General features: G+C 52.6%; 16 protein-coding genes. 8 read left to right on the top strand and 8 right to left on the bottom strand.

The window, feature by feature from the left end; translation table 11 throughout:
* Window positions 1-116 precede the first annotated feature (116 nt).
* Together pdeH and OGV75_RS22830 are read left to right on the top strand one after the other, a co-directional pair.
* Complete coding sequence (pdeH, locus tag OGV75_RS22835; protein ID WP_016157708.1) at window positions 117-884, top strand: cyclic-guanylate-specific phosphodiesterase; 768 nt, start codon at window positions 117-119, stop codon at window positions 882-884.
* 77 nt (window positions 885-961) lie between these two features.
* Window positions 962-3,022: an AsmA family protein gene (locus tag OGV75_RS22830; protein ID WP_286481297.1), complete on the top strand. Its 2,061-nt coding sequence runs from the start codon at window positions 962-964 to the stop codon at window positions 3,020-3,022.
* Window positions 3,023-3,115: 93 nt separating this feature from the next.
* On the opposite strand, the gene OGV75_RS22825 is transcribed toward OGV75_RS22830, so the two are convergent.
* The 3 genes from OGV75_RS22825 to OGV75_RS22815 all read right to left on the bottom strand — a co-directional run bounded on the left by OGV75_RS22825 (window position 3,116) and on the right by OGV75_RS22815 (window position 6,708).
* Window positions 3,116-4,438, bottom strand: a complete 1,323-nt coding sequence (locus tag OGV75_RS22825) for an MFS transporter (RefSeq protein ID WP_003023312.1) — start codon at window positions 4,436-4,438, stop codon at window positions 3,116-3,118.
* A gap of 294 nt (window positions 4,439-4,732) precedes the next feature.
* Window positions 4,733-5,761 (bottom strand): inner membrane protein YhjD, encoded by a 1,029-nt coding sequence (gene yhjD, locus OGV75_RS22820; RefSeq protein ID WP_016154892.1) that lies wholly within the window; start codon window positions 5,759-5,761, stop codon window positions 4,733-4,735.
* A 47-nt stretch (window positions 5,762-5,808) separates the two neighbouring features.
* On the bottom strand, window positions 5,809-6,708 hold the full coding sequence (locus tag OGV75_RS22815) for a LysR family transcriptional regulator (RefSeq protein ID WP_016157706.1): 900 nt from the start codon (window positions 6,706-6,708) through the stop codon (window positions 5,809-5,811).
* A 119-nt stretch (window positions 6,709-6,827) separates the two neighbouring features.
* Here OGV75_RS22815 and OGV75_RS22810 point away from each other — a divergent pair, with 119 nt between their 5' ends.
* Complete coding sequence (locus tag OGV75_RS22810) at window positions 6,828-7,586, top strand: SDR family NAD(P)-dependent oxidoreductase (protein ID WP_016157705.1); 759 nt, start codon at window positions 6,828-6,830, stop codon at window positions 7,584-7,586.
* Between the two features lie 547 nt (window positions 7,587-8,133).
* Window positions 8,134-8,736, top strand: a complete 603-nt coding sequence (locus OGV75_RS22805) for a helix-turn-helix transcriptional regulator (protein ID WP_047415886.1) — start codon at window positions 8,134-8,136, stop codon at window positions 8,734-8,736.
* An 18-nt stretch (window positions 8,737-8,754) separates the two neighbouring features.
* Here OGV75_RS22805 and OGV75_RS22800 read toward each other — a convergent pair whose 3' ends face one another.
* Window positions 8,755-9,105, bottom strand: a complete 351-nt coding sequence (locus OGV75_RS22800) for a glycoside hydrolase family protein (RefSeq protein ID WP_016154888.1) — start codon at window positions 9,103-9,105, stop codon at window positions 8,755-8,757.
* A gap of 71 nt (window positions 9,106-9,176) precedes the next feature.
* A complete protein-coding gene (locus OGV75_RS22795) occupies window positions 9,177-9,731 on the bottom strand; it encodes a GNAT family N-acetyltransferase (RefSeq protein WP_181598766.1) in 555 nt (184 codons plus the stop codon).
* Window positions 9,732-9,898: 167 nt separating this feature from the next.
* Between OGV75_RS22795 and OGV75_RS22790 the strand changes: the two genes are divergently transcribed.
* Window positions 9,899-11,488: an STY4199 family HEPN domain-containing protein gene (locus OGV75_RS22790; protein ID WP_286481294.1), complete on the top strand. Its 1,590-nt coding sequence runs from the start codon at window positions 9,899-9,901 to the stop codon at window positions 11,486-11,488.
* A gap of 27 nt (window positions 11,489-11,515) precedes the next feature.
* Here OGV75_RS22790 and OGV75_RS22785 read toward each other — a convergent pair whose 3' ends face one another.
* Entirely contained in the window at window positions 11,516-13,165 is a 1,650-nt protein-coding gene (locus tag OGV75_RS22785; protein ID WP_016154885.1) for an alpha,alpha-trehalase, read from the bottom strand.
* A gap of 425 nt (window positions 13,166-13,590) precedes the next feature.
* Between OGV75_RS22785 and OGV75_RS22780 the strand changes: the two genes are divergently transcribed.
* Both OGV75_RS22780 and dinQ read left to right on the top strand, forming a co-directional pair.
* The gene (locus tag OGV75_RS22780) at window positions 13,591-14,985 is read left to right on the top strand and encodes a cytochrome-c peroxidase (RefSeq protein WP_016154884.1); all 1,395 of its coding nucleotides are present in this window, start codon (window positions 13,591-13,593) and stop codon (window positions 14,983-14,985) included.
* 381 nt (window positions 14,986-15,366) lie between these two features.
* A complete protein-coding gene (gene dinQ / locus OGV75_RS22775) occupies window positions 15,367-15,450 on the top strand; it encodes a damage-inducible type I toxin DinQ (protein ID WP_003837776.1) in 84 nt (27 codons plus the stop codon).
* A gap of 66 nt (window positions 15,451-15,516) precedes the next feature.
* Here dinQ and gorA read toward each other — a convergent pair whose 3' ends face one another.
* Complete coding sequence (gene gorA / locus OGV75_RS22770; protein ID WP_016154882.1) at window positions 15,517-16,869, bottom strand: glutathione-disulfide reductase; 1,353 nt, start codon at window positions 16,867-16,869, stop codon at window positions 15,517-15,519.
* Window positions 16,870-16,973: 104 nt separating this feature from the next.
* The gene (locus OGV75_RS22765; protein ID WP_286481292.1) at window positions 16,974-17,816 is read right to left on the bottom strand and encodes a 23S rRNA (adenine(2030)-N(6))-methyltransferase RlmJ; all 843 of its coding nucleotides are present in this window, start codon (window positions 17,814-17,816) and stop codon (window positions 16,974-16,976) included.
* A gap of 214 nt (window positions 17,817-18,030) precedes the next feature.
* On the opposite strand from OGV75_RS22765, the gene prlC reads away from it, so the two are divergent.
* Window positions 18,031-20,073, top strand: a complete 2,043-nt coding sequence (gene prlC / locus OGV75_RS22760; RefSeq protein WP_019078097.1) for an oligopeptidase A — start codon at window positions 18,031-18,033, stop codon at window positions 20,071-20,073.

The raw sequence follows: 20,073 nt of genomic DNA, 5'->3' as shown, positions 1-20,073 counted from the left end.
GTTTTTTGCCGCTTAGTTTCTATTTTGCGTAGGGCTGAACGTAAAGTTCTTCGCCTGAGCGCCGATAACCTTTGACGAGTCCGGTCAGTCACACTCTTATTTACAGGACATCTCAGATGATAAAGCAGGTTACCCAGCAGCTAATTACGCTCGATGCGAGTATTGAAAACTTGCAGGAGAGACGCTATTGGCTGCAGTGCGAGCGTGCTTACACCTACCAGCCGATTTATCAGACCAACGGACGGCTGATGGCCGTTGAGCTGCTGACCGTCGTGAGCCATCCTGAAAACCCCTCCCAACGTATCGCACCAGACCGCTATTTCGCCGAAGTGGCCGTACGACATCGTGTAGATGTGGTGAAAGAGCAGCTTGTACAGCTTGAACAAAAAGGGGCGTTTTTCAAAGCCCACGATCTGCTGGCATCCGTGAATGTCGACGGGCCAACGCTGATTGCAATGCGCCAGGATCCCGAAATCCTGAAAATCATCGAATGTCTGCCGTGGCTGCGCTTTGAACTGGTGGAGCATATTCGCTTGCCGAAGGGATCGTCGTTCGCCTCAATGTGCGAGTTTGGCCCGCTCTGGCTGGATGATTTTGGTACCGGAATGGCAAACTTCTCGGCTCTGAGCGAAGTGAGTTACGACTATATCAAAGTGGCGCGGGATCTGTTTGTCATGCTGCGCCAGACGCCGGAGGGCCGCAATCTCTTTACGCTGCTGTTACAGCTAATGAACCGCTATTGCCGCGGTGTGATTGTCGAAGGCGTTGAAACGCTGGAAGAGTGGCGTGATGTGCAAAACTCGCCGGCTTTCGCTGCGCAAGGCTATTTTCTCTCTCGTCCAGTGCCTCTGGATACCCTTGAAGACGTGATTCTGTCGCTTTGATAAGGATGTAGAACGCCTCCTTTTCCTCTGCTGGACTATCTTTAGGACAGGCAAGGAAGAAAGTAAGGAGGTTAAACATGACGAGAACAGGCAAAATAACCACTTCAGTAATAGGGGTTTTCTTGTTGTTGATCGTCGTACTCATCATCGTGATTGCGACATTTGACTGGAACCGGCTCAAACCGACCATCAACCAGAAAGTCTCTACAGAACTCAACCGTCCCTTCGCCATACGGGGTGACCTGGGCGTGGTTTGGGAACGCCAAAAACAGGAAACCGGCTGGCGTAGCTGGGTTCCGTGGCCGCATGTTCATGCTGAGGATATCATCCTCGGCAACCCGCCGGGCATTCCTGACGTCACCATGGTGCATCTCCCGCGCGTTGAAGCCACGCTCGCCCCACTGGCATTGCTGACAAAAACCGTCTGGCTCCCGTGGATCAAGCTGGTAAAACCCGATGCACGGCTTATCCGCCTGTCGGAGGAAAACAATAACTGGACCTTTAACCTGGCAGGGGATGAAAACCGCGATCCCAATGCGCCGCCATCAGCCTGGTCTTTCCGGCTGGATAACATTCTGTTCGACCAAGGGCGCATCGCCATTAACGATAAGGTGACGAAGTCAGAGATTGAGATCCTGGTCGATCCGCTGGGTAAGCCGTTGCCCTTTAGCGAAGTGACTGGCGCAAAAAGTAAAGAGAGCAACGCCCACATTGAGGACTACGTGTTTGGTCTGAAAGCGCAAGGCCGATATAACGGCGAACCGCTAAGCGGTCGCGGGAAGATAGGCGGAATGCTGGCGCTGCGCGGTGAAGGAAACCCTTTCCCGATTCAGGCTGATTTCCGTTCGGGTAATACGCGTGTGGCGTTTATCGGTACGATAAACGATCCGATGAATATGGGCGGGGCTGATCTGCGGCTTAAATTCTCGGGAGATTCGCTAGGGGATTTGTACGATTTGACCGGCGTGCTGCTCCCGGATACGCCGCCGTTTGAAACCGACGGACATCTGGTCGCGAAAATTGACCCGGAAAAATCCTCTGTTTTTGATTACCGCGATTTTAATGGCCGAATTGGCGACAGCGATATTCACGGAACGCTGGCCTATACCACCGGTAAGCCGCGCCCAATGCTGAAAGGGGATGTTGAGTCACGCCAACTGAGGCTGGCTGATTTGGGGCCGCTGATCGGTGTGGATTCAGGCAAAGGGGCCGAGCGGGCCAAACAATCTGAACAGCGCAAAGGTGAGAAGAGCGTCCAGCCCGCGGACAAGGTCTTGCCGTATGACCGTTTTGAAACCGACAAATGGAACGTGATGGACGCTGACGTACGTTTCAAAGGACGGCGTATTGAGCACGGCAGTAGCCTGCCAATCAGCGATCTCTCCACCCATATCATCCTGAAAAATGCCGACCTGCGCCTGCAGCCGCTGAAATTTGGCCTCGCGGGAGGCAGCATTGTCTCCAGCATCCATCTGGAAGGGGATAAAAAGCCGATGCGGGGGCAGGCGGACATCCAGGCTCGCCGCCTGAAGTTAAAAGCGCTGATGCCGGATGTGGAGGTGATGCAGAAAACGCTCGGTGAAATGAACGGTGACGCCAGGTTTAGCGGGAGCGGAAACTCGGTAGCGGCGCTGCTTGGTAACAGCAATGGCAACCTGAAGCTGCTGATGAACGACGGTTTGATCAGCCGGAATCTGATGGAAATTGTTGGCTTGAATCTGGGCAACTATCTTGTTGGACAGATATTTGGTGATGACGAGGTGCGGGTGAACTGCGCGGCGGCGAATCTGGATATTGTTAACGGCGTAGCCCGCCCACAGATTTTTGCCTTCGACACGGAAAACGCGGTCATTAATGTCACTGGTACGGCGAGTTTTGCGTCGGAGCAACTGGATTTAACCATCGATCCGGAGAGCAAAGGCATTCGTATTATTACCCTGCGTTCGCCGCTGTATGTTCGCGGCACCTTTAAGAATCCGCAGGCCGGCGTGAAGGCCGGGCCGCTGATTGCGCGCGGTGCGGTTGCTGCCGCGCTGGCAACGTTAGTGACGCCCGCGGCGGCCTTGCTGGCGCTGATTTCACCTTCTGAAGGAGACGCTAATCAATGCCGGACCATTTTGTCGCAAATGAAGAAGTGATTTTTGCCGTTGTCGGATGGCGCTAACGCTTCGCTTCTGCGGCCTACATTTCATGCTCAACGTAGGCCGCAGACGGTGGTTACAGCCAAAAAATCACAATGACTGATGGCGGGTTTCGTGGGTTAACAGCAGCGCAATCAGCGTTAACGCCGCCATTGATGCCAGATACGTACCGACCGCCGCCAGGCCGTAATTCGCCTGCAGCCATGCGGCAATGTAAGGGGCAACGGAAGCACCAAGAATCGACGAAACGTTGTACGAGAACGACGCCCCCGTGTAGCGCACTTCGGTCGGGAACAGCTCCGGCAGTAGCGCGCCCATCGGACCAAATGTCAAACCCATCAGGCTCAAACCAAGCAACAGGAAGGCGAACACCAGCACCGGATTGCCAGAGCCGAGCAGCGGTTTAAAGGCAAACAGCGCAAACAGAATAATAAGCGTGGTGATAATGAGCATGCTCTTGCGACGACCAAACGCATCGGCCAGCAGGCCCGCCACCGGCACCATGACGCCAAAGCCAATAACCGCCATCATCAGCATCCACAACACTTCATTACGCGGCAGGCCAAGCCCTACAGGCGCCGCGGCGGTGCTGAACGTCATGGAATAGACGGTCATGATATAGAACAGCGTATAGGTCGCCAGCATGATGAACGTGCCGAGGATCGTCACGCGGACATGTTTTGTCAGCAGGGTACCCAGCGGGATTTTCACCTGTTTTTTCGCCGCTGCCACTTTGGCAAAGACCGGGGATTCATGCAGCGAAACGCGAACGTACAGACCGATAATCACCAGCACCGCAGAGAAGATGAACGGTACGCGCCAGCCCCAGCTCATAAACTGCTCGTCGGTCAGCAGCCAGGAGAGCAGCAGGAAAGTGCCGTTGGCGAAGAAGAAGCCGATAGGTGCGCCCAACTGCGGGAATGATCCGTACAGCGCGCGTTTACGCGGCGGTGCGTTTTCCGTCGCCAGTAACGCCGCGCCGCCCCATTCCCCGCCCAGTCCTAAACCCTGACCAAAACGCGCCAGCGCCAGCAGCAGCGGGGCGAAAATACCGATAGTTTCATAGCCCGGCAGCAGGCCAATGACAACCGTCGAGATCCCCATAGTGAGCAGTGAGGCAACCAGCGTGACTTTACGCCCTACGCGATCGCCAAAATGCCCGAACACAGCAGAACCGATAGGCCGTGCCACAAAGGCGATAGCAAAGGTGGCAAGGGACTGCAGCGTTGCCGCGGTCGGATCCCCCTGCGGGAAGAAGATATGGGGGAACACGATCACCGCGGCGGTGGCGTAGATATAGAAGTCGAAGAACTCAATGGCAGTGCCAATGAGTGAGGCGACGACAACTTTATTGCGCGAGTTGACCGGGGTGTGTTCCTGTTCGTTGTCGAGCGTTGTGGCTGTTGCTTGCATAATATTTTCTTATTTTTGGTCGAACGAAAGGTCATATTACGCACAGCAAAAGAGACATTTCAATCTGTAACAAACCTTGCGATCGGTCAAAAATAGAGCAAAAAGGGGATAATTTTTAGGCTGGAGATTTCACTTCCATGAAATGCTTCACATAATTTAAAACTTGGATGATAAAACTGGTTTTTGGTTAAACAAAAGTTACGGGCTGGATTTTAATTCTGATAATGCGCAGGATTTCGACGTAAGCATTGGGTTGGCCGGATAAGCGCAGCGTTATCCGGCAGTTAACAAAGATTAGCGGTGGGTTTTCCCCGGCATACGCGGGTCGTCTTTGTATTCTGCTGTGGCAATCCAGGCAGCGCAAAACAGAGTCAGACGGGCGAAGAAGTAGAAGAACGCCATCAAGCCAAGTACTGAACCAAACGCCGCGCCTGACGGCGATTGCACCAGTGATGGCAGCGTGTACGTCATGATCATTTTGATGACTTCAAACCCCAGTGCCGCGATAAACGTGCCGCGAATGAGCGCTTTTTTGCGCGGTCGGTGACGCGGTAGCCGCCAGAAAATCCAGAAGAACAGCAAGTAGTTGGCGAAAATAGAGATGGTCAGGCCGATCAGCCGCCAGGCGGGCTTCAGCCATTCGATGCCGTCGAGATACAGCGCAGAGATAATCATCTGCTGGGCGGAACCGGCGATGGAGGTAATGGACAGCGTAACAATCAGCGCAATCAGTAAGCCAATCAATGAGACAAAATCACGTAGATATTTGACCCAAATTTTTTCCTGATCCTGTGGGGTCCGCTCCCAGACATCCCGCGACTGGGCACGAATAGCTTCGCGCAGGTTTCCCATCCAGTTAATTCCGGAATAGAGCGCGATGGCAAGACCCACCAGACCGACGGTGGTGCGTTGCTGAACGGCGGTATTGATGGTGTTTTTCAGCGTGGAGGCGAGCGTCGGATCGCTGACGTTGAGCAGGATTTTGCTGAAGATATCCTGCAACAGCGTAGGGTGCGAAGCGAGAATAAAACCCGCGGCGGCAAACGACACCATCAGGATAGGGATCATCGACAGAAACGAGAAGTAGGTAATGGCGGCGCCAAACTGATTTCCCATACGATCGTTAAATCTCTCCGCGGCGCGAATCAGATGGGCAATCATGGGCTGGCGTTGAATTTTATCGGCGAAGGTCAGGGCGGTTTTCAGCGCCTGGTTGGTCTTACCGTTGGTTTCTGTATTTTTACGCTCCAGGGTCTCAATTTTTGGGATTGGTGCGTGCTCAAGTTCCTGAATGGGGCGTTTAATCTCTTTTTCCTGCGTCATCAGGGCAGTAATCCTTGTTCTGTTCATTCTCAGGACAGTATAGCTTGTCAGTCCACATAGTCTTTCATCACGCCGGTCAGCCATTCCATAAACAGATGTACGCGGCGGGAGAGGTTACGGCGATGCGGATAGAGCAATGAAACCGGTAATGGTTCGGCGCGATATTGCGGCAATACTTCAATCAGCGTACCGGCGCGCAGGGCATCACGCACGCCCACGCGCGGTACCTGAATAATGCCCAGACCGGCAAGACATGCTGCATGATACGTTTCGGTACTGTTCACCGTCAGCATGCCGCCGGTTTTAACCCATTTAGCACCGTTGTCTGTCGCCACTTCAAAGCCTTGCGCACGTGTTCCCAAATTGACTGAGTAGTGCACCACCGCATGCGAGGCTAAATCCTCCAGGCTTTCTGGATAACCAAATCGGGCGAGGTATTGCGGGCTGGCGCAGTTAATCTGCGTGAGTTTCCCCAGCGGGCGCGCAATCAGCCCTGAATCTTTCAGCGTCCCCACGCGTACCACACAGTCGAAGCCTTCGCGGATCAGGTCCACCAGGCGGTCGCTGCTGCTAAGTTCGAGCTCAAGCCCCGGATACTGATGCAAGAAGGCCGGTAAGCGGGGCATCACCAGATTTCTCGCCACACCAACCGGCATATCGACGCGCAGCTTGCCGCTGATGCTGGCCGGGTCGTGATGGAATAGCCCATCCAGTTCATCGAGATTGCTCAACAAATCTTTCGCTCGTTCGTAATAGATCATGCCGTCTTGCGTGAGCTGAACGCGGCGGGTTGTGCGGTGCAACAACTGTGTGCCCAGGTGATTTTCCAGGGCCTGGATTTGACGCGATACGCTACCTTTAGGAAGTCCGAGGGTGTCTGCCGCGCGCGAAAAGCTCTCCAGTTCTGCGACGCGGATGAACAACTGCATTGCGTGAATTTTATCCATTCTCATGCCCTATTGTTGTTCTAAATGAAACAGTAATGCGCAGTTAGCGGTATTTATTGTTTTTCTACCACCTAATAAGCTTTGTCTCAATCTTCACAACACCTGAAATGAGGTTTCTTATGACGCAACGTATCGCATTGGTGACCGGCGGCGGCCGTGGACTCGGTAAAAACGCGGCGCTAAAGCTGGCGAGTAAAGGCATTGGTGTCATCCTGACGTGGAACAGCAATGAAAAAGAAGCGCAGCAGGTTGTAGATGAAATTCGCCAATCTGGCGGTAAAGCTGCAGCATTACCGTTGAACGTCGGAAATATTTCCACTTTCCCTCAGTTTGTCAAACAGGTGCAGGAAACCCTACAAACGCACTGGCAAAGCGACACCTTTGATTATTTATTGAACAATGCCGGAGTTGGCATTAACGCGCCTTATCCGGCGTTCACTGAAGCGCAATTTGACCAGCTTTTGGACATCCATTTTAAAGGACCTTTTTTCCTGACACAGAACCTGCTGGCGCTGATCAACAACGGCGGACGCATTCTTAATGTCTCGACCGGATTGTCGCGCTTTGCGCTACCGGGTTACAGCGCTTACGCTGCCATGAAAGGGGCGATGGAGGTGTTAACCCGTTATCAAGCGAAAGAGCTGGGAGAGCGCGGCATTACGGCGAATATTATTGCGCCTGGGGCAATCGAGACGGATTTTAGCGGCGGAAACGTGCGGGATAATGCGCAATTGAATGCCTATATTGCATCGCAGACGGCGCTGGGGCGTGTTGGGTTACCGGACGATATTGGCGACGCCATTGCTGCGTTGCTCAGCGATGAGCTGGCCTGGATGACGGCACAGCGTATCGAAGTCTCTGGCGGGATGTTCCTGTAAACGACTGCCTCTTACTTAGCCTTTTGAGCAAGAGAAAACCGGCGCGCCATCAGAAGTCAAAATATAGCTGGTGGCGTTTGCCGGAATTATTTGGAATCTGATACCGCAATCGCGGTGCTGAAAGAGATCGGGGATAAACGTTCTGAAGAGTTCATTCTTCTTCGGGAGTGGATTTGTTGTATCAGAAACCATGATCACCTCCCCATTCTCATGCCAGAGTGATCATTTAATGCGATATTTTGTTTTGTAACATATTTGTCTGTTATCGTGAGTTCCTTATTTTTAGCTAAGAATATAAACTCCGGGTTATTAATATTAGTAATCCAGGTCTGAACATCAAATATTAAGGATTTTCTGAATATTTGACCCCGATTTTGATCCTTTGTGTGATTCTTTGGTTTCAGCTGTAACTATTTATAACGTCTGCTTCTTTCTTCTCCGTCTATCGGTAAAATGGCCTCCGCCAAATGGTGACTTCATATTTTGCCCCTCGGATAATACCCTTCCGCGTGTTAAGGCTAATATCTTATTCAGACGGAGATAAATAATGCAGTTAATAATGTTTGACAGGCAGTCAATATTTATTCATGGAATGAATGTAATTTTGCAAGAGCGTATTCCAGGAGTGAATGTTCAGGGTGTCAGTCAGGCAGATGATCTTTGGCGGACGCTGGAAGAGAATCCTGATGCACTGGTAATGCTGGATGGAGATTTTGACGCTGAGTTCTGCCGTAGCTTGCTGCAACAGATAGCAGAGCGCTTTGCGAAGGTAAAAGTGCTGGTAACCGCAACGGACTGCCGTAAAAAATGGCTACAGGAAGTCACGCAATTAAACGTGCTGGCCATTGTTCCGCGCGATTCTGATGCGGAAACCTTCACGCTGGCACTCAATAGCGTCGCGATAGGTATGATGTTTATCCCCAGAGATTGCATCACAGCGACCGAATGTGGCGGGCAAAATATCAGATTGCTCAGCGCGCGTCAGCGGGAGATTCTGACGATGCTGGCCGCCGGAGAATCTAATAAACAAATTGGTCGATTATTAAATATCAGCACCGGAACGGTAAAAGCCCATCTTGAATCGCTGTATCAGCGCCTGGAGGTAAAAAACCGTACGCAGGCGGCAATGATGCTAAACGACACCCTATAATGGGAAAATATTTCATAGTCAGACTGTTTCTGGCTGTGAAATAGCCCCCGGCCAGAATTCAGCAGTGCAAAACCGGCTAATCCCCACGCTGAGCATCCATGCAATTAACGCTTCCTGTTGAAACCGATCTTGTATTTGCGGCATTTCCTTATGGATGAATGCCTCGCAGATATTTATATCCGCGAGCAGCAATGTTTCGGCCTGCATCAGCATAATTGGGGCATCAAAGGATTCATCTGCGGTGATTTCGTGCCCGTAGCCAATGACCCAGATCCCCTTTTTGTCCTGATACTTTTCCAGCGACAGGCCCTGCCATTGCTTAATAAATGCGATACAGGCGGGCGTGAAATGCGTCGAATGCAGCGGCATAATAATCTCTGTACAAAGAGACCTATTTTAAGAAACACACCCCGTTACGCCAGCCGCCATCCAGCCATTTTTTACAGCAAAACGCCTGATGGCGCGGGCGGCTGATATTCATGTTTTAACAGGCCGAAAATCCAGTCATCATGCCAGGTTTGATGTAGCCAGTAGCTTTCTCGCAGCGTGCCTTCGAGAATGAACCCGACCTTTTCCAGTAGACGCCGTGAGGCATCGTTTCCTGCAGTGACGCAGGCCGTCAGTCGGCGTAGTCCTCCGGCGGTAAACGCATAATCGCAAACGGCATGCAGGGATTCAGCGCCATAACCTTTGCCCTGCGCCTCGGGAGTGAGCAGAAAGCCGACCTCGGCACATTCATTTTTATCCTGAATATATCCGGTTACCCCAAGCGGTACGCCCGATGCCTTATCGCACAGGACCAGGCACAGCCAGTGTGGACTGCCGGGAGACCATTCAGGCAAGCGGGAGTCAAAGACTGTCCGTATCTCCTCTTCGGTACGCGAGTCAGCGACAAAGCGCATCACATCTGCGTTCTGCTGTAACGTTAAGAAAAACGCCCAGTCGTCATGTGTGAGCGGGCGGCAGATCAAACGCGAGGTTTTCAGTACAGGCACAGGCTTATCTCCAGAATAATTTTCAATGATTGTGTGGAAGTCACTGTAAAACATATTTATTTGCTATATGAATGTGTTTTAGTCTGTGGCGGCACAGCGCTGCATTTAAAAAAGATAACTACACACCATTGTGAGGCCGCACTTTTTGGGTCCTTTTAGGGAAGATAATGACCAATAGCGCGTTACAGGCGACATGTACACCCTTCGAACATTGTTTGGGGATAATCCGGCAGGCCTCGGTAGAAATTTTGCTGATGCTTGGCGTGCGCGTCGCAGAGGGTAAAGATCCACGCTGGTTTCTCGAGCAGCTTGACCAGGCGCGATTGAATCTGGGAGGTTGGGGTGTTGTCGCCAGGCGGTTGCAGATGAATGACGCGCAATTGAGTCAGTTCACGTTGCGGCTACGCCATCTTCAGCAGAGCGTGCCGCAATATGAAAATGGCCAGGACGTCAGTGAAAACCAGCTGATTTCTGCGCTGCGCTTTGTCGCTTCTCTGGAACAGTTGCGCCAGCAACAGCCCCTCCTGAAGTATCCAACCGAGATTGAACGTGCAGAGCCGGATGCGCAGATGCGGGCGCAGCGTCAGCTTCGCGCAATAGAATTAACCCTCAAATCGCTGATTGCGCGGGTATGGCCGGATCAACATCCGCTCAACAGCTTCCTGAAACAGCACTTTGGCGGTGAACGTCTGCGTCGCTGGTTGAAGCTGGGGGAAAGTCGGGATGCGCTGGACGGCATGATGTTTAGCGAACTGGCGCTGATGGTTGTCGATAAGAAGTTATTCGTTCGGCATTTTAGCGAGATTTTTAACGACACCTCGGTGCTCATGTCGTTTGTTGAGCCACGTATCACGCTGAGGATGTTCCTGGATGACTGCCGCCTGGCCCGTAACTGCGTTATCGCGCAGCAGCCGCTAACCTCAGTACAGCTGCTGTTGCTGGATTGCCAGTACCGACAGATTACTTACCCTGTGCAGCGGGCATTTGAAGAACGGCGTACGCGCATTAATCCTGCGTCGTATCTGGCGTCCGATGAGGCGACGGTTCGCCAGTTTTGGGAAAACGCAAAGCAAAAAGACGAGCAGGCGGGGGGCGATAAACAGGAAATCGCAGACAGTATCGATCCGCCTGAGAAGCGGGCCAGGCGCACGGCGGAAGAACGTGAACAGCTGATTTCCGGCATGTTGTGGGTAGCGGTCGGTGTGATGGTGCTGGTGATTTCGCTGGGCGCGTTCTGGTTATTCACTTCGCCAGCGCCACAAGCGTCTTCCGGGCTATCCGTTGAAATCGTGCAGGAGGAGCCACGGCGTGATGCCCCTGGTGCGCGGGAGTCGGTGACCCGAATGGGCATCACCTGGGATGCCTTTAACATGCGCGCGGCTATCGAGCGCAACGACACCCGTGTGACGTCACTTTTCCTGCAGGGCGGGATGGACTGGAAGCTGGCGTGGACGGAGCAGGCATTCTCGGCAGGCAATACCGAGGTGTTGAGGCTGCTGCTGCGTTACCCTTCGCAGATGAGTGAGAGTAAGCCATGTCGGCAGTTTATGACCACGGTCAGCCATGCGATGGCGAATGGGGCGTCACTCACATCGCTGCATAAAAGCTATCTGCAAAGTTTTTGCTCGGTGCCGGCGGTTGTCGCGCGTCAGCAGTATGACCTTGAACAGGCCGAGCTACGCGTTCGCGCGCAGCCGAGCCCAGAGAACAAGAAATGGCAAAAAATTCACGCCGAACTATACGATGCGATTAACTGACGGTCTGATAATTCAGACTGTCAGCTGCTAGGGTTCGCCATACAGACCGATGAGTCGGCGCACCACGCCATTGGTCCAGCCAAAGCCGTCCTGTAACGGATATTCTCCGCCGCCGCCTTCGCGCGGCGCGGCGTCGGCGATGTGGTATTTTTCGATAAGCTTGTGGTGTTCCTGATAAAAGAGATTCACCGTTTTCAACCAGTTACGGGCAATTTCATCCCCGAGATGGTCGTCGCCGTAAAGTTTGAAACCTTGGATCGCCATCCATTGCAGCGGCGCCCAGCCGTTGGGTTTATCCCATTGCTCACCCGTTTCATGCTCCGTGGCTAAAATCCCTCCGGGGGTTAGCAGGCGACTGCGGACCGCATTGGCAAGTCGGTCGGCTTGTTCATGCGTTGCCATGCCGACATACAGCGGCACAATACTGGCGGCAGAGAACAGGGCCATTTGTTCGCGCCGCCAGTCGTAATCGCGATAGCAGCCGTTTTCATCGTCCCAGAGATAGCGATTCACCGCATCGCGGCGGTCATTGGCTTTCTGGCGAAACTGCGCTTCAGTTTCTTTGTCGCCTTTCAGTGCGGAAATATTGGCGATAGTGCTCTCCAGCTTGTAGAGGAACGCGTTCAGGTCAATAGGGATGAACTGAGTGGTGCGTATGCTGGCAAGACGGCCTGCATCGCGTAGCCAGCGCGAGGAGTAATCCCAGCCGGAGGCCGCGCCCGCGCGCAAATCCCGATACACTTCATTGGGTGGGCGACCCGAATGCTTGGCGGTCTCGACGTCTTCAAGCCACGACTCATCGCGCGGCGTATCACGATCGTCCCAATAGCGGTTGAGCAGGGAGCCGTCCGACATTCTGATCACGTGACGGTAGGCCTGGTTGAGTACCAGGGAATCTGCGCCATCCATCCAGAACGCGTACTCCATTTTTAGATGATCAAGGTAACGACGTGCGCCGCGTACGCCATCCTCTTCAAACAGTTCGACCATTAGCGCAAAGACTGGCGGCTGCGAGCGACTCAGGTAGTAAGTACGGTTACCGTTCGGGATGTGACCATAGTTTTCAATCATCCAGGCAAAGTTATCCGCCATACATTTCAGCAGATCTTCGCGACCGCTCTCCGCCAGACCCAGCATGGTGAAGTAGGAATCCCAGTAGTAGGTTTCACTAAAACGTCCGCCGGGCACAATATATGACTGCGGTAACGCCAGCAGCGAGGACCAGGGAATGTGGTCCTGTGGTTCGCGCGTCAGCACTGGCCACAGTTGATCGATATGCTCTTTCAGCGAATTTGCCGGGTCAGAAACATATTCACTGGAGGGCGTTTCCGGGAGCCAGAAGTGGTTCTCGACGAAGCGTCGCAGATCAAAGTCGCGGTGGCGTTTAACCTTGCGATAGCGGATCAAAATATCCAGCGGATCCATTTTCGGCGCACAGTCGGGGAAGGTTTTGCTATCGGCAAACAGTTTCGACGACTGAACGTGTTCGAACAGCTCGAGGTAACGATCGGCGGGAGTTAACGCATCTGAGGCGGGTAACCCTTCAATCATCTCCGGTTCAGGCTCCGCTTCAATCATTTCATCCAGCTTTAACTCGCACGGATCCATTTCATAAAGCAGATCGATGTCGATCGTCATTTCTTCAGAAGGGGCGTGGGGTAGTTTCTGGTTGAGCATAATGCGAAAGACCTCCGATGGACGTTGAAAGATTAAGGCTATTGCCCGCTCGTCAATTAAGCGTAGACATTCGCTTCGGTATCTGGTGAGTAAAGCGTGCGGTCGATCACATTTTAGTGCTGCGTAATATCCAAAAAATAAATCTATCCCAATGAAAATAATGAATAATTCCGAATTCTGCACAACCTGAGGATATTCCATTTTCAGAACATTCGATTGCAACGAGGTGTGAACAAAACCTGGTAACGTTTAACTCTATAATAGGCACAGGCTATTCTATCGATAGTTCTCCTCCATGTAATTGCTTGATACTTATCAAAATAGTAATCCCCTCATTTCCTATGATGGTCAGGTCTGACAAAGACTGTCTATTAATTATTCTAATTTTCTGGGTCACAATAACTCACAACGGTGAGGGTAAAATAATGAAAATCATTACCCGTCTTACCGTGATTGCCATAGCTGGCGTCGCGATTTGTTATTTTGGATTATCCGGTTATGTGTGGTATCACGATAATCAACGGAGTAAACAGGCTGATGTTCAGGCCTCTACGCTGGAAGAAAATAATAAAGTACTAGGGTTCTTACGTGAAAAAGGATGCGATTATTGTCACACTCCTTCGGCTGAATTACCTTTCTATTCTTCTTTTCCCGTCGCTAAGCAGTTGATGAATTACGATATTCAACTGGGATACAAATCATTCAATCTGGAGGCCGTTCGTGCGGCGCTGGTCGCGGATAAACCCGTTTCGCAAAGCGATCTGAATAAAATTGAGTGGGTGATGCAGTACGACACCATGCCGCCGACGCGTTATACCGCATTGCACTGGGCTGGCAAAGTAAGCGATACGGAGCGAGCAGAGATCCTGGGCTGGATTGCGAAACAGCGTGAGCAGTACTACGCCAGTAACGATACTGCCACGCAGCATCGTAATGAACCTGTACAGCCGATACCGGAAAGCATCCCGACCGATGCCCGCAAAGTAGCGCTTGGTTTTACGCTTTACCATGATCCGCGTATTTCCGGCGACAGCACGATTTCTTGCGCGCACTGTCACGCCCTGAATGCGGGCGGCGTGGATGGCCGGAAAACGTCAATCGGTGTCGGCGGCGCGGTTGGCCCTATCAATGCGCCAACGGTATTTAACTCGGTCTTTAACGTTGAGCAATTCTGGGATGGCCGTGCGCCAACACTGCAGGCGCAGGCCGGTGGCCCACCGTTGAACCCTATCGAAATGGCGTCTAAATCCTGGGATGAAATTATCCAGAAACTGGACAAGGATCCGCAACTTAAGCAAGAGTTCATTGCCGTTTATCCGCAGGGATTCAGTGGGGATAATATTACCGATGCGATTGCTGAGTTTGAGAAAACGCTGATTACGCCAAATTCGCCGTTTGATAAATGGCTGCGTGGTGATGAAGCGGCCTTAACCGCTCAGCAAAAACATGGCTATCAGTTGTTTAAAGATAATAAGTGCGCGACCTGTCATGGCGGTATTATTTTAGGCGGACGTTCATTTGAGCCATTGGGGCTGAAAAAGGACTTTAATTTCGGCGAGGTCACTGCTGCAGATATTGGCCGCATGAACGTCACCAATGAATTACGTGACAAGCTGCGTCAGAAAGTCCCTGGATTGCGTAACGTTGCGCTGACTGCGCCTTATTTCCATCGCGGTGATGTGCCTACGCTCGACGGCGCGGTAAAACTTATGCTGCGTTATCAGGTGGGTAAAGAACTACCGCAGGAAGATATCGACGATATCGTGGCATTCCTCGAAAGCCTTAATGGGGTATATACACCGTATATGCAGGGTAAATAATGTCTCTCAGGTCCAGATTCGGACGTAAAAAAACCGACTTCACGTCGGTTTTTTTACGCTTCAGCCCGAGTTGGTGGTTCTGGCCGAAGTGAGAGTTCCATCATCTAACGCTTCAATCGTATTACCTTACCGGTAGTATTGCAAGAATACGCTGGTTGTTTTGATTAAAATAACTGTATACTTATCCAGTTAGCTCTGAAGCATTTTCATTCCGGACGCGCGCTAAACGCTTTCTAAGTCCTGATCGGCTGTACGGGTGGTGCCGTTGGCCGATGCTCTGGCCGGAGTGAGAGTTCCATCATCTAACACTGGGACATGCGCCGTGACAGGCAATGGATGAGTAAGCGGATGCATTCTCACTCCATCTGATGGAGAAAACGGGTGATTGATAAAGCAATCATCGTTCTGGGAGCGTTAATCGCGTTGCTGGAGCTGATCCGCTATCTGCTGCAACTGCTGAACTGATAGCGGAAACGTAACTAAGGGCAAAGAGCTAACCCCTCTTTGCCCTTTAACATTCCTGAAGCGCGATTAACGCATGGTCACGAACTCTTCAGATGCCGTTGGGTGAATGGCAACGGTGTTATCAAAGTCTTTCTTGGTTGCGCCCATTTTCAGAGCGACCGCGAAGCCTTGCAGCATTTCATCCATCCCAAAACCAATGCCATGAATACCGACAATCTTCTCTTCCGGACCGACGCAAACCAGCTTCATGCGGCACGGCTGACGGTGGGTGGTGACAGCGGTATACATCGCGGTAAACGATGATTTATACACTTTCACCTGATCATCGCCGTGCTGTTCGCGAGCCTGCTGCTCGGTCAGGCCCACGGTACCAATAGGCGGATGGCTGAAGACCACGGTCGGGATGTTGCTGTAGTCCAGATGTTCGTCCGGCTTATTGTTAAACAGACGCTCGGACAGACGACGGCCCGCGGCAACGGCAACCGGCGTCAGCTCAACGGCCCCGGTGTTATCGCCGACGGCATAAATACCCGGCACGCTGGTGTTCTGGAATTTATCAACGACGATGTAGCCTTTTTCGTTGGTTTTCACGCCAGTAACCGCCAGGTTGAAGTTGTCGGTGGCAGGTTCACGACCGATCGCCCAAATCAGGCAATCTACCGTTTCGCTACGACCATCTTCCAGTTGCAGGGTCAGGCTACCATCAGCGTTTTTAACGACCGCTTTTGGTATCGCGTGAGTATGCAGAGTCGGGCCTTCGGCGTTCATCACCTCAACGAGCGTGTCGACGATCATCGGGTCGAAGCTGCGCAGCGGCGCGTGTTTACGCACGAACAGATGCGTTTCTGCGCCCAGACCGTTAATTACGCCCGCCAGTTCAACGGCGATGTAGCCTGCGCCAACAACGGCCACGCGTTTTGGCAGCGCGGGCAGCTCAAAGAAACCGTCGGAGTCGATACCGTATTCCACACCCGGAATGCTCGGATGGCTCGGGCGACCACCGGTAGCAATCAAAATATGATCGGCAGTAATGGTTTCACCGTTCACTTCAATGGTTTTGGCATCCACAAAGCGGGCAAAGCCTTTAATCACATCGACATTATTTTTGCCCAGCACGTTGTCGTACGAGGTATGAATGCGATCAATATAAGCGGTACGCGTGGCGATCAGTTTATCCCAATCGAACTTATTGATGGTGGTGTCGAAACCGTAGTCCGGCCCGTACATGTGGATTGCTTCGCGGACCTGTGCGGCATGCCACATCACTTTTTTCGGTACGCAGCCAACGTTAACGCAGGTGCCGCCTAGCTCTTTGGCTTCAATCAGCGCGCATTTCTGGCCGTACATTGCTGCACGGTTAATGGAGGCAATACCGCCGCTGCCGCCGCCAATAGCGATGTAATCATAGTGCTTGGTCATGACCGCTCCTTCATGTTCATTGTAGGGCGGAGAAGCGTTACGCCATCCGCCAAAATATTCGCGATTGTATACCTGAAATTAAAAGGTTCCACCGATGACTGCGATTACTCCGGCACGATCCAGCTTACCGACGTATGACCGGTTCCTGCCGGAACCAGTTTGCTGTGCAACCACGGCAGGACACTTTTCATCTGCTGCTCCAGCTTCCACGGCGGGTTTATTACAATCATACCGGACGCCGTCATGCCGCGCTGATCGCTGTCCGGACGCACCGCCAGCTCAATCTGCAGAATTTTGCGGATACCGGTGTCTTCCAGGTCGTGGATCATGCGTTTGATTTGCTGGCGCAGAACTACCGGATACCACAGCGCATAGGTGCCGGTTGCGAAACGCTTATAGCCTTCGTTAATACCGGTCACCACCGCCTGGTAGTCGCTTTTGATTTCGTAGGGGGGATCGATAAGGATCAGCCCGCGACGGGAAACCGGCGGTAATTTTGCTTTTAGCTGCTGATAACCATCGGCTTTGGCCACGCGTGCGCGCTCATCTTTCTGGAATTCGCCGCGCAGCAAAGGAAAGTCGCTCGGGTGCAGTTCCGTTAATTGCAGGCTGTCCTGTTCTCGCAGCAGCTGGCGAGCAATTAACGGAGAGCCGGGGTAATAGCGCAACTGGCCGCTACGGTTGAAGTGCTTCACCACGCCAATGTAGGGTTCCAGTTCGGCAGGCAAATCGTCCTGCTGCCAGATACGGGCGATCCCTTCCAGATATTCACCGGTACGTTCGGCATGCTCACTGCTCAGCTGATAACGGCCTGCGCCAGCATGGGTATCCAGATAGAGAAACGGTTTTTCTTTCTCTTTAAGCGATTCGATGATCAGGCTCTGGACGGTGTGTTTAAGGACGTCGGCGTGGTTGCCAGCGTGATAACTGTGGCGATAACTCAGCATGGGTAAACGTGTTCCAGGTTATAAACGTAGGCCCGAAAACAGCGCAATATCGGGCGAAAATAAAGCGTATCACCACAGTATACAGAAAAGTCGTCACTGCCGCGAAAGCGCAACGCCTGGCATTGAAATCCTCTACACTTAACCCCATTGTACAAATTAATATGCACAGCGCCGGATACGCGCTTCATTCACTCTTTTCAACAGGACCGCGCTAATGACCAATCCATTGCTGACCCCCTTCGAACTGCCGCCATTTTCTAAAATTCAGCCTGAGCACGTCGTGCCTGCCGTGACTAAGGCGCTGAACGATTGCCGCGAAAACGTTGAGCGAGTGGTTGCGCAGGGCGCGCCGTACACCTGGGAAAATCTTTGCCAGCCGTTGGCGGAAGTTGACGATGTGCTGGGGCGTATTTTCTCTCCGGTTAGCCACCTGAACTCGGTGAAGAATAGCCCGGAATTGCGCGAAGCCTACGAACAAACGCTGCCGCTGCTGTCTGAATACAGCACCTGGGTTGGGCAACATGAAGGTCTGTACAAAGCGTACCGCGACCTGCGTGACGGCGATCATTACGCCACCCTGAACACCGCACAGAAAAAAGCGGTCGATAACGCGCTGCGCGATTTTGAGCTTTCTGGTATTGGTCTGCCGAAGGAAAAACAGCTGCGCTATGGTGAGATTGCCACACGCCTGTCTGAGCTGGGCAATCTCTACAGCAATAACGTCCTCGATGCCACGATGGGCTGGACTAAGCTGGTGACTGATGAAGCGGAACTCTCCGGCATGCCGGAAAGCGCGCTGGCGGCTGCAAAAGCTCAGGCTGATGCTAAACAGCAGGAAGGCTTCCTGTTAACGCTGGATATCCCAAGCTACCTGCCGGTAATGACCTACTGTGATAACCAGGGGCTGCGTGAGGAGATGTATCGCGCTTACTCCACTCGCGCGTCTGACCAGGGGCCAAACGCTGGTAAATGGGACAACAGCCCGATAATGGAAGAGATCCTCGCGCTGCGCCACGAGCTGGCACAGCTGCTGGGCTTTGAAAGCTACGCTTTTAAATCTCTGTCCACCAAAATGGCGGAAAACCCGCAGCAGGTACTCGACTTCCTGACGGACCTGGCGAAACGTGCTCGTCCTCAGGGCGAGAAAGAGTTGGCTCAACTGCGCGCCTTCGCGAAAGCAGAATTTGGTGTCGATGAGCTGCAGCCGTGGGATATCGCTTACTACAGCGAGAAACAAAAACAGCACCTCTATAGCATCAGCGACGAGCAGCTGCGTCCATACTTCCCGGAAAACAAAGCCGTTAACGGCCTGTTTGAAGTGGTTAAACGTATTTACGGCATTACCGCTAAAGAGCGCACTGATGTTGACGTCTGGCACCCGGAAGTACGTTTCTTCGAACTGTATGACGAAAACAACGAACTGCGCGGCAGTTTCTATCTTGATCTGTATGCCCGTGAACATAAACGTGGCGGGGCGTGGATGGACGACTGCGTCGGCCAGATGCGTAAAGCCGACGGTACGCTGCAAAAGCCTGTTGCCTACCTGACCTGTAACTTTAACCGCCCGGTGAACGGTAAACCCGCGCTGTTTACCCACGATGAAGTGATCACCCTGTTCCACGAGTTCGGCCACGGTCTGCACCATATGCTGACCCGTATCGAAACCGCCGGTGTTTCAGGTATCAACGGCGTGCCGTGGGATGCGGTCGAACTGCCGAGCCAGTTTATGGAAAACTGGTGCTGGGAGCCCGAAGCGCTGGCATTTATCTCTGGTCACTTTGAGACCGGTGAGCCGCTGCCCAAGGAGTTGCTGGATAAAATGCTGGCGGCGAAAAATTACCAGGCGGCGCTGTTTATTCTGCGTCAACTGGAATTTGGCCTGTTTGATTTCCGTCTGCACGCGGAGTTTAACCCACAGCAAGGGGCGAAAATCCTCGAAACGCTGGCGGAAATTAAAAAGCAGGTCGCCGTGGTGCCGGGCCCAACGTGGGGCCGCTTCCCGCATGCCTTCAGCCACATTTTTGCTGGTGGCTATGCGGCGGGTTACTACAGCTACCTGTGGGCTGACGTGCTGGCGGCGGATGCATTCTCTCGCTTTGAAGATGAAGGGATTTTCAACCGTCAAACCGGACAATCGTTCCTCGATAACATTCTCACCCGTGGTGGTTCTGAAGAGCCGATGGAACTGTTCAAGCGCTTCCGTGGCCGTGAGCCGCAACTGGATGCAATGCTGGAGCATTACGGGATTAAAGGCTGA

Source organism: Citrobacter sp. Cb028 (assembly GCF_030336705.1).
GTDB classification, from domain to species: domain Bacteria; phylum Pseudomonadota; class Gammaproteobacteria; order Enterobacterales; family Enterobacteriaceae; genus Citrobacter; species Citrobacter braakii.
The sequence above is the reverse complement of the archived record's forward strand: the minus strand, read 5'-3'. Positions and strand labels throughout refer to the sequence as shown.

What these genes read in the sequence shown, in the direction of transcription:
- pdeH (WP_016157708.1), top strand. Translation starts at nt 117, where the DNA reads ATGATAAAGCAGGTTACCCAGCAGCTAATTACGCTCGATGCGAGTATT.
- OGV75_RS22830 (WP_286481297.1), top strand. Translation starts at nt 962, where the DNA reads ATGACGAGAACAGGCAAAATAACCACTTCAGTAATAGGGGTTTTCTTG.
- OGV75_RS22825 (WP_003023312.1), bottom strand. Translation starts at nt 4,438, where the DNA reads ATGCAAGCAACAGCCACAACGCTCGACAACGAACAGGAACACACCCCG.
- yhjD (WP_016154892.1), bottom strand. Translation starts at nt 5,761, where the DNA reads ATGACGCAGGAAAAAGAGATTAAACGCCCCATTCAGGAACTTGAGCAC.
- OGV75_RS22815 (WP_016157706.1), bottom strand. Translation starts at nt 6,708, where the DNA reads ATGGATAAAATTCACGCAATGCAGTTGTTCATCCGCGTCGCAGAACTG.
- OGV75_RS22810 (WP_016157705.1), top strand. Translation starts at nt 6,828, where the DNA reads ATGACGCAACGTATCGCATTGGTGACCGGCGGCGGCCGTGGACTCGGT.
- OGV75_RS22805 (WP_047415886.1), top strand. Translation starts at nt 8,134, where the DNA reads ATGCAGTTAATAATGTTTGACAGGCAGTCAATATTTATTCATGGAATG.
- OGV75_RS22800 (WP_016154888.1), bottom strand. Translation starts at nt 9,105, where the DNA reads ATGCCGCTGCATTCGACGCATTTCACGCCCGCCTGTATCGCATTTATT.
- OGV75_RS22790 (WP_286481294.1), top strand. Translation starts at nt 9,899, where the DNA reads ATGACCAATAGCGCGTTACAGGCGACATGTACACCCTTCGAACATTGT.
- OGV75_RS22785 (WP_016154885.1), bottom strand. Translation starts at nt 13,165, where the DNA reads ATGCTCAACCAGAAACTACCCCACGCCCCTTCTGAAGAAATGACGATC.
- OGV75_RS22780 (WP_016154884.1), top strand. Translation starts at nt 13,591, where the DNA reads ATGAAAATCATTACCCGTCTTACCGTGATTGCCATAGCTGGCGTCGCG.
- gorA (WP_016154882.1), bottom strand. Translation starts at nt 16,869, where the DNA reads ATGACCAAGCACTATGATTACATCGCTATTGGCGGCGGCAGCGGCGGT.
- OGV75_RS22765 (WP_286481292.1), bottom strand. Translation starts at nt 17,816, where the DNA reads ATGCTGAGTTATCGCCACAGTTATCACGCTGGCAACCACGCCGACGTC.
- prlC (WP_019078097.1), top strand. Translation starts at nt 18,031, where the DNA reads ATGACCAATCCATTGCTGACCCCCTTCGAACTGCCGCCATTTTCTAAA.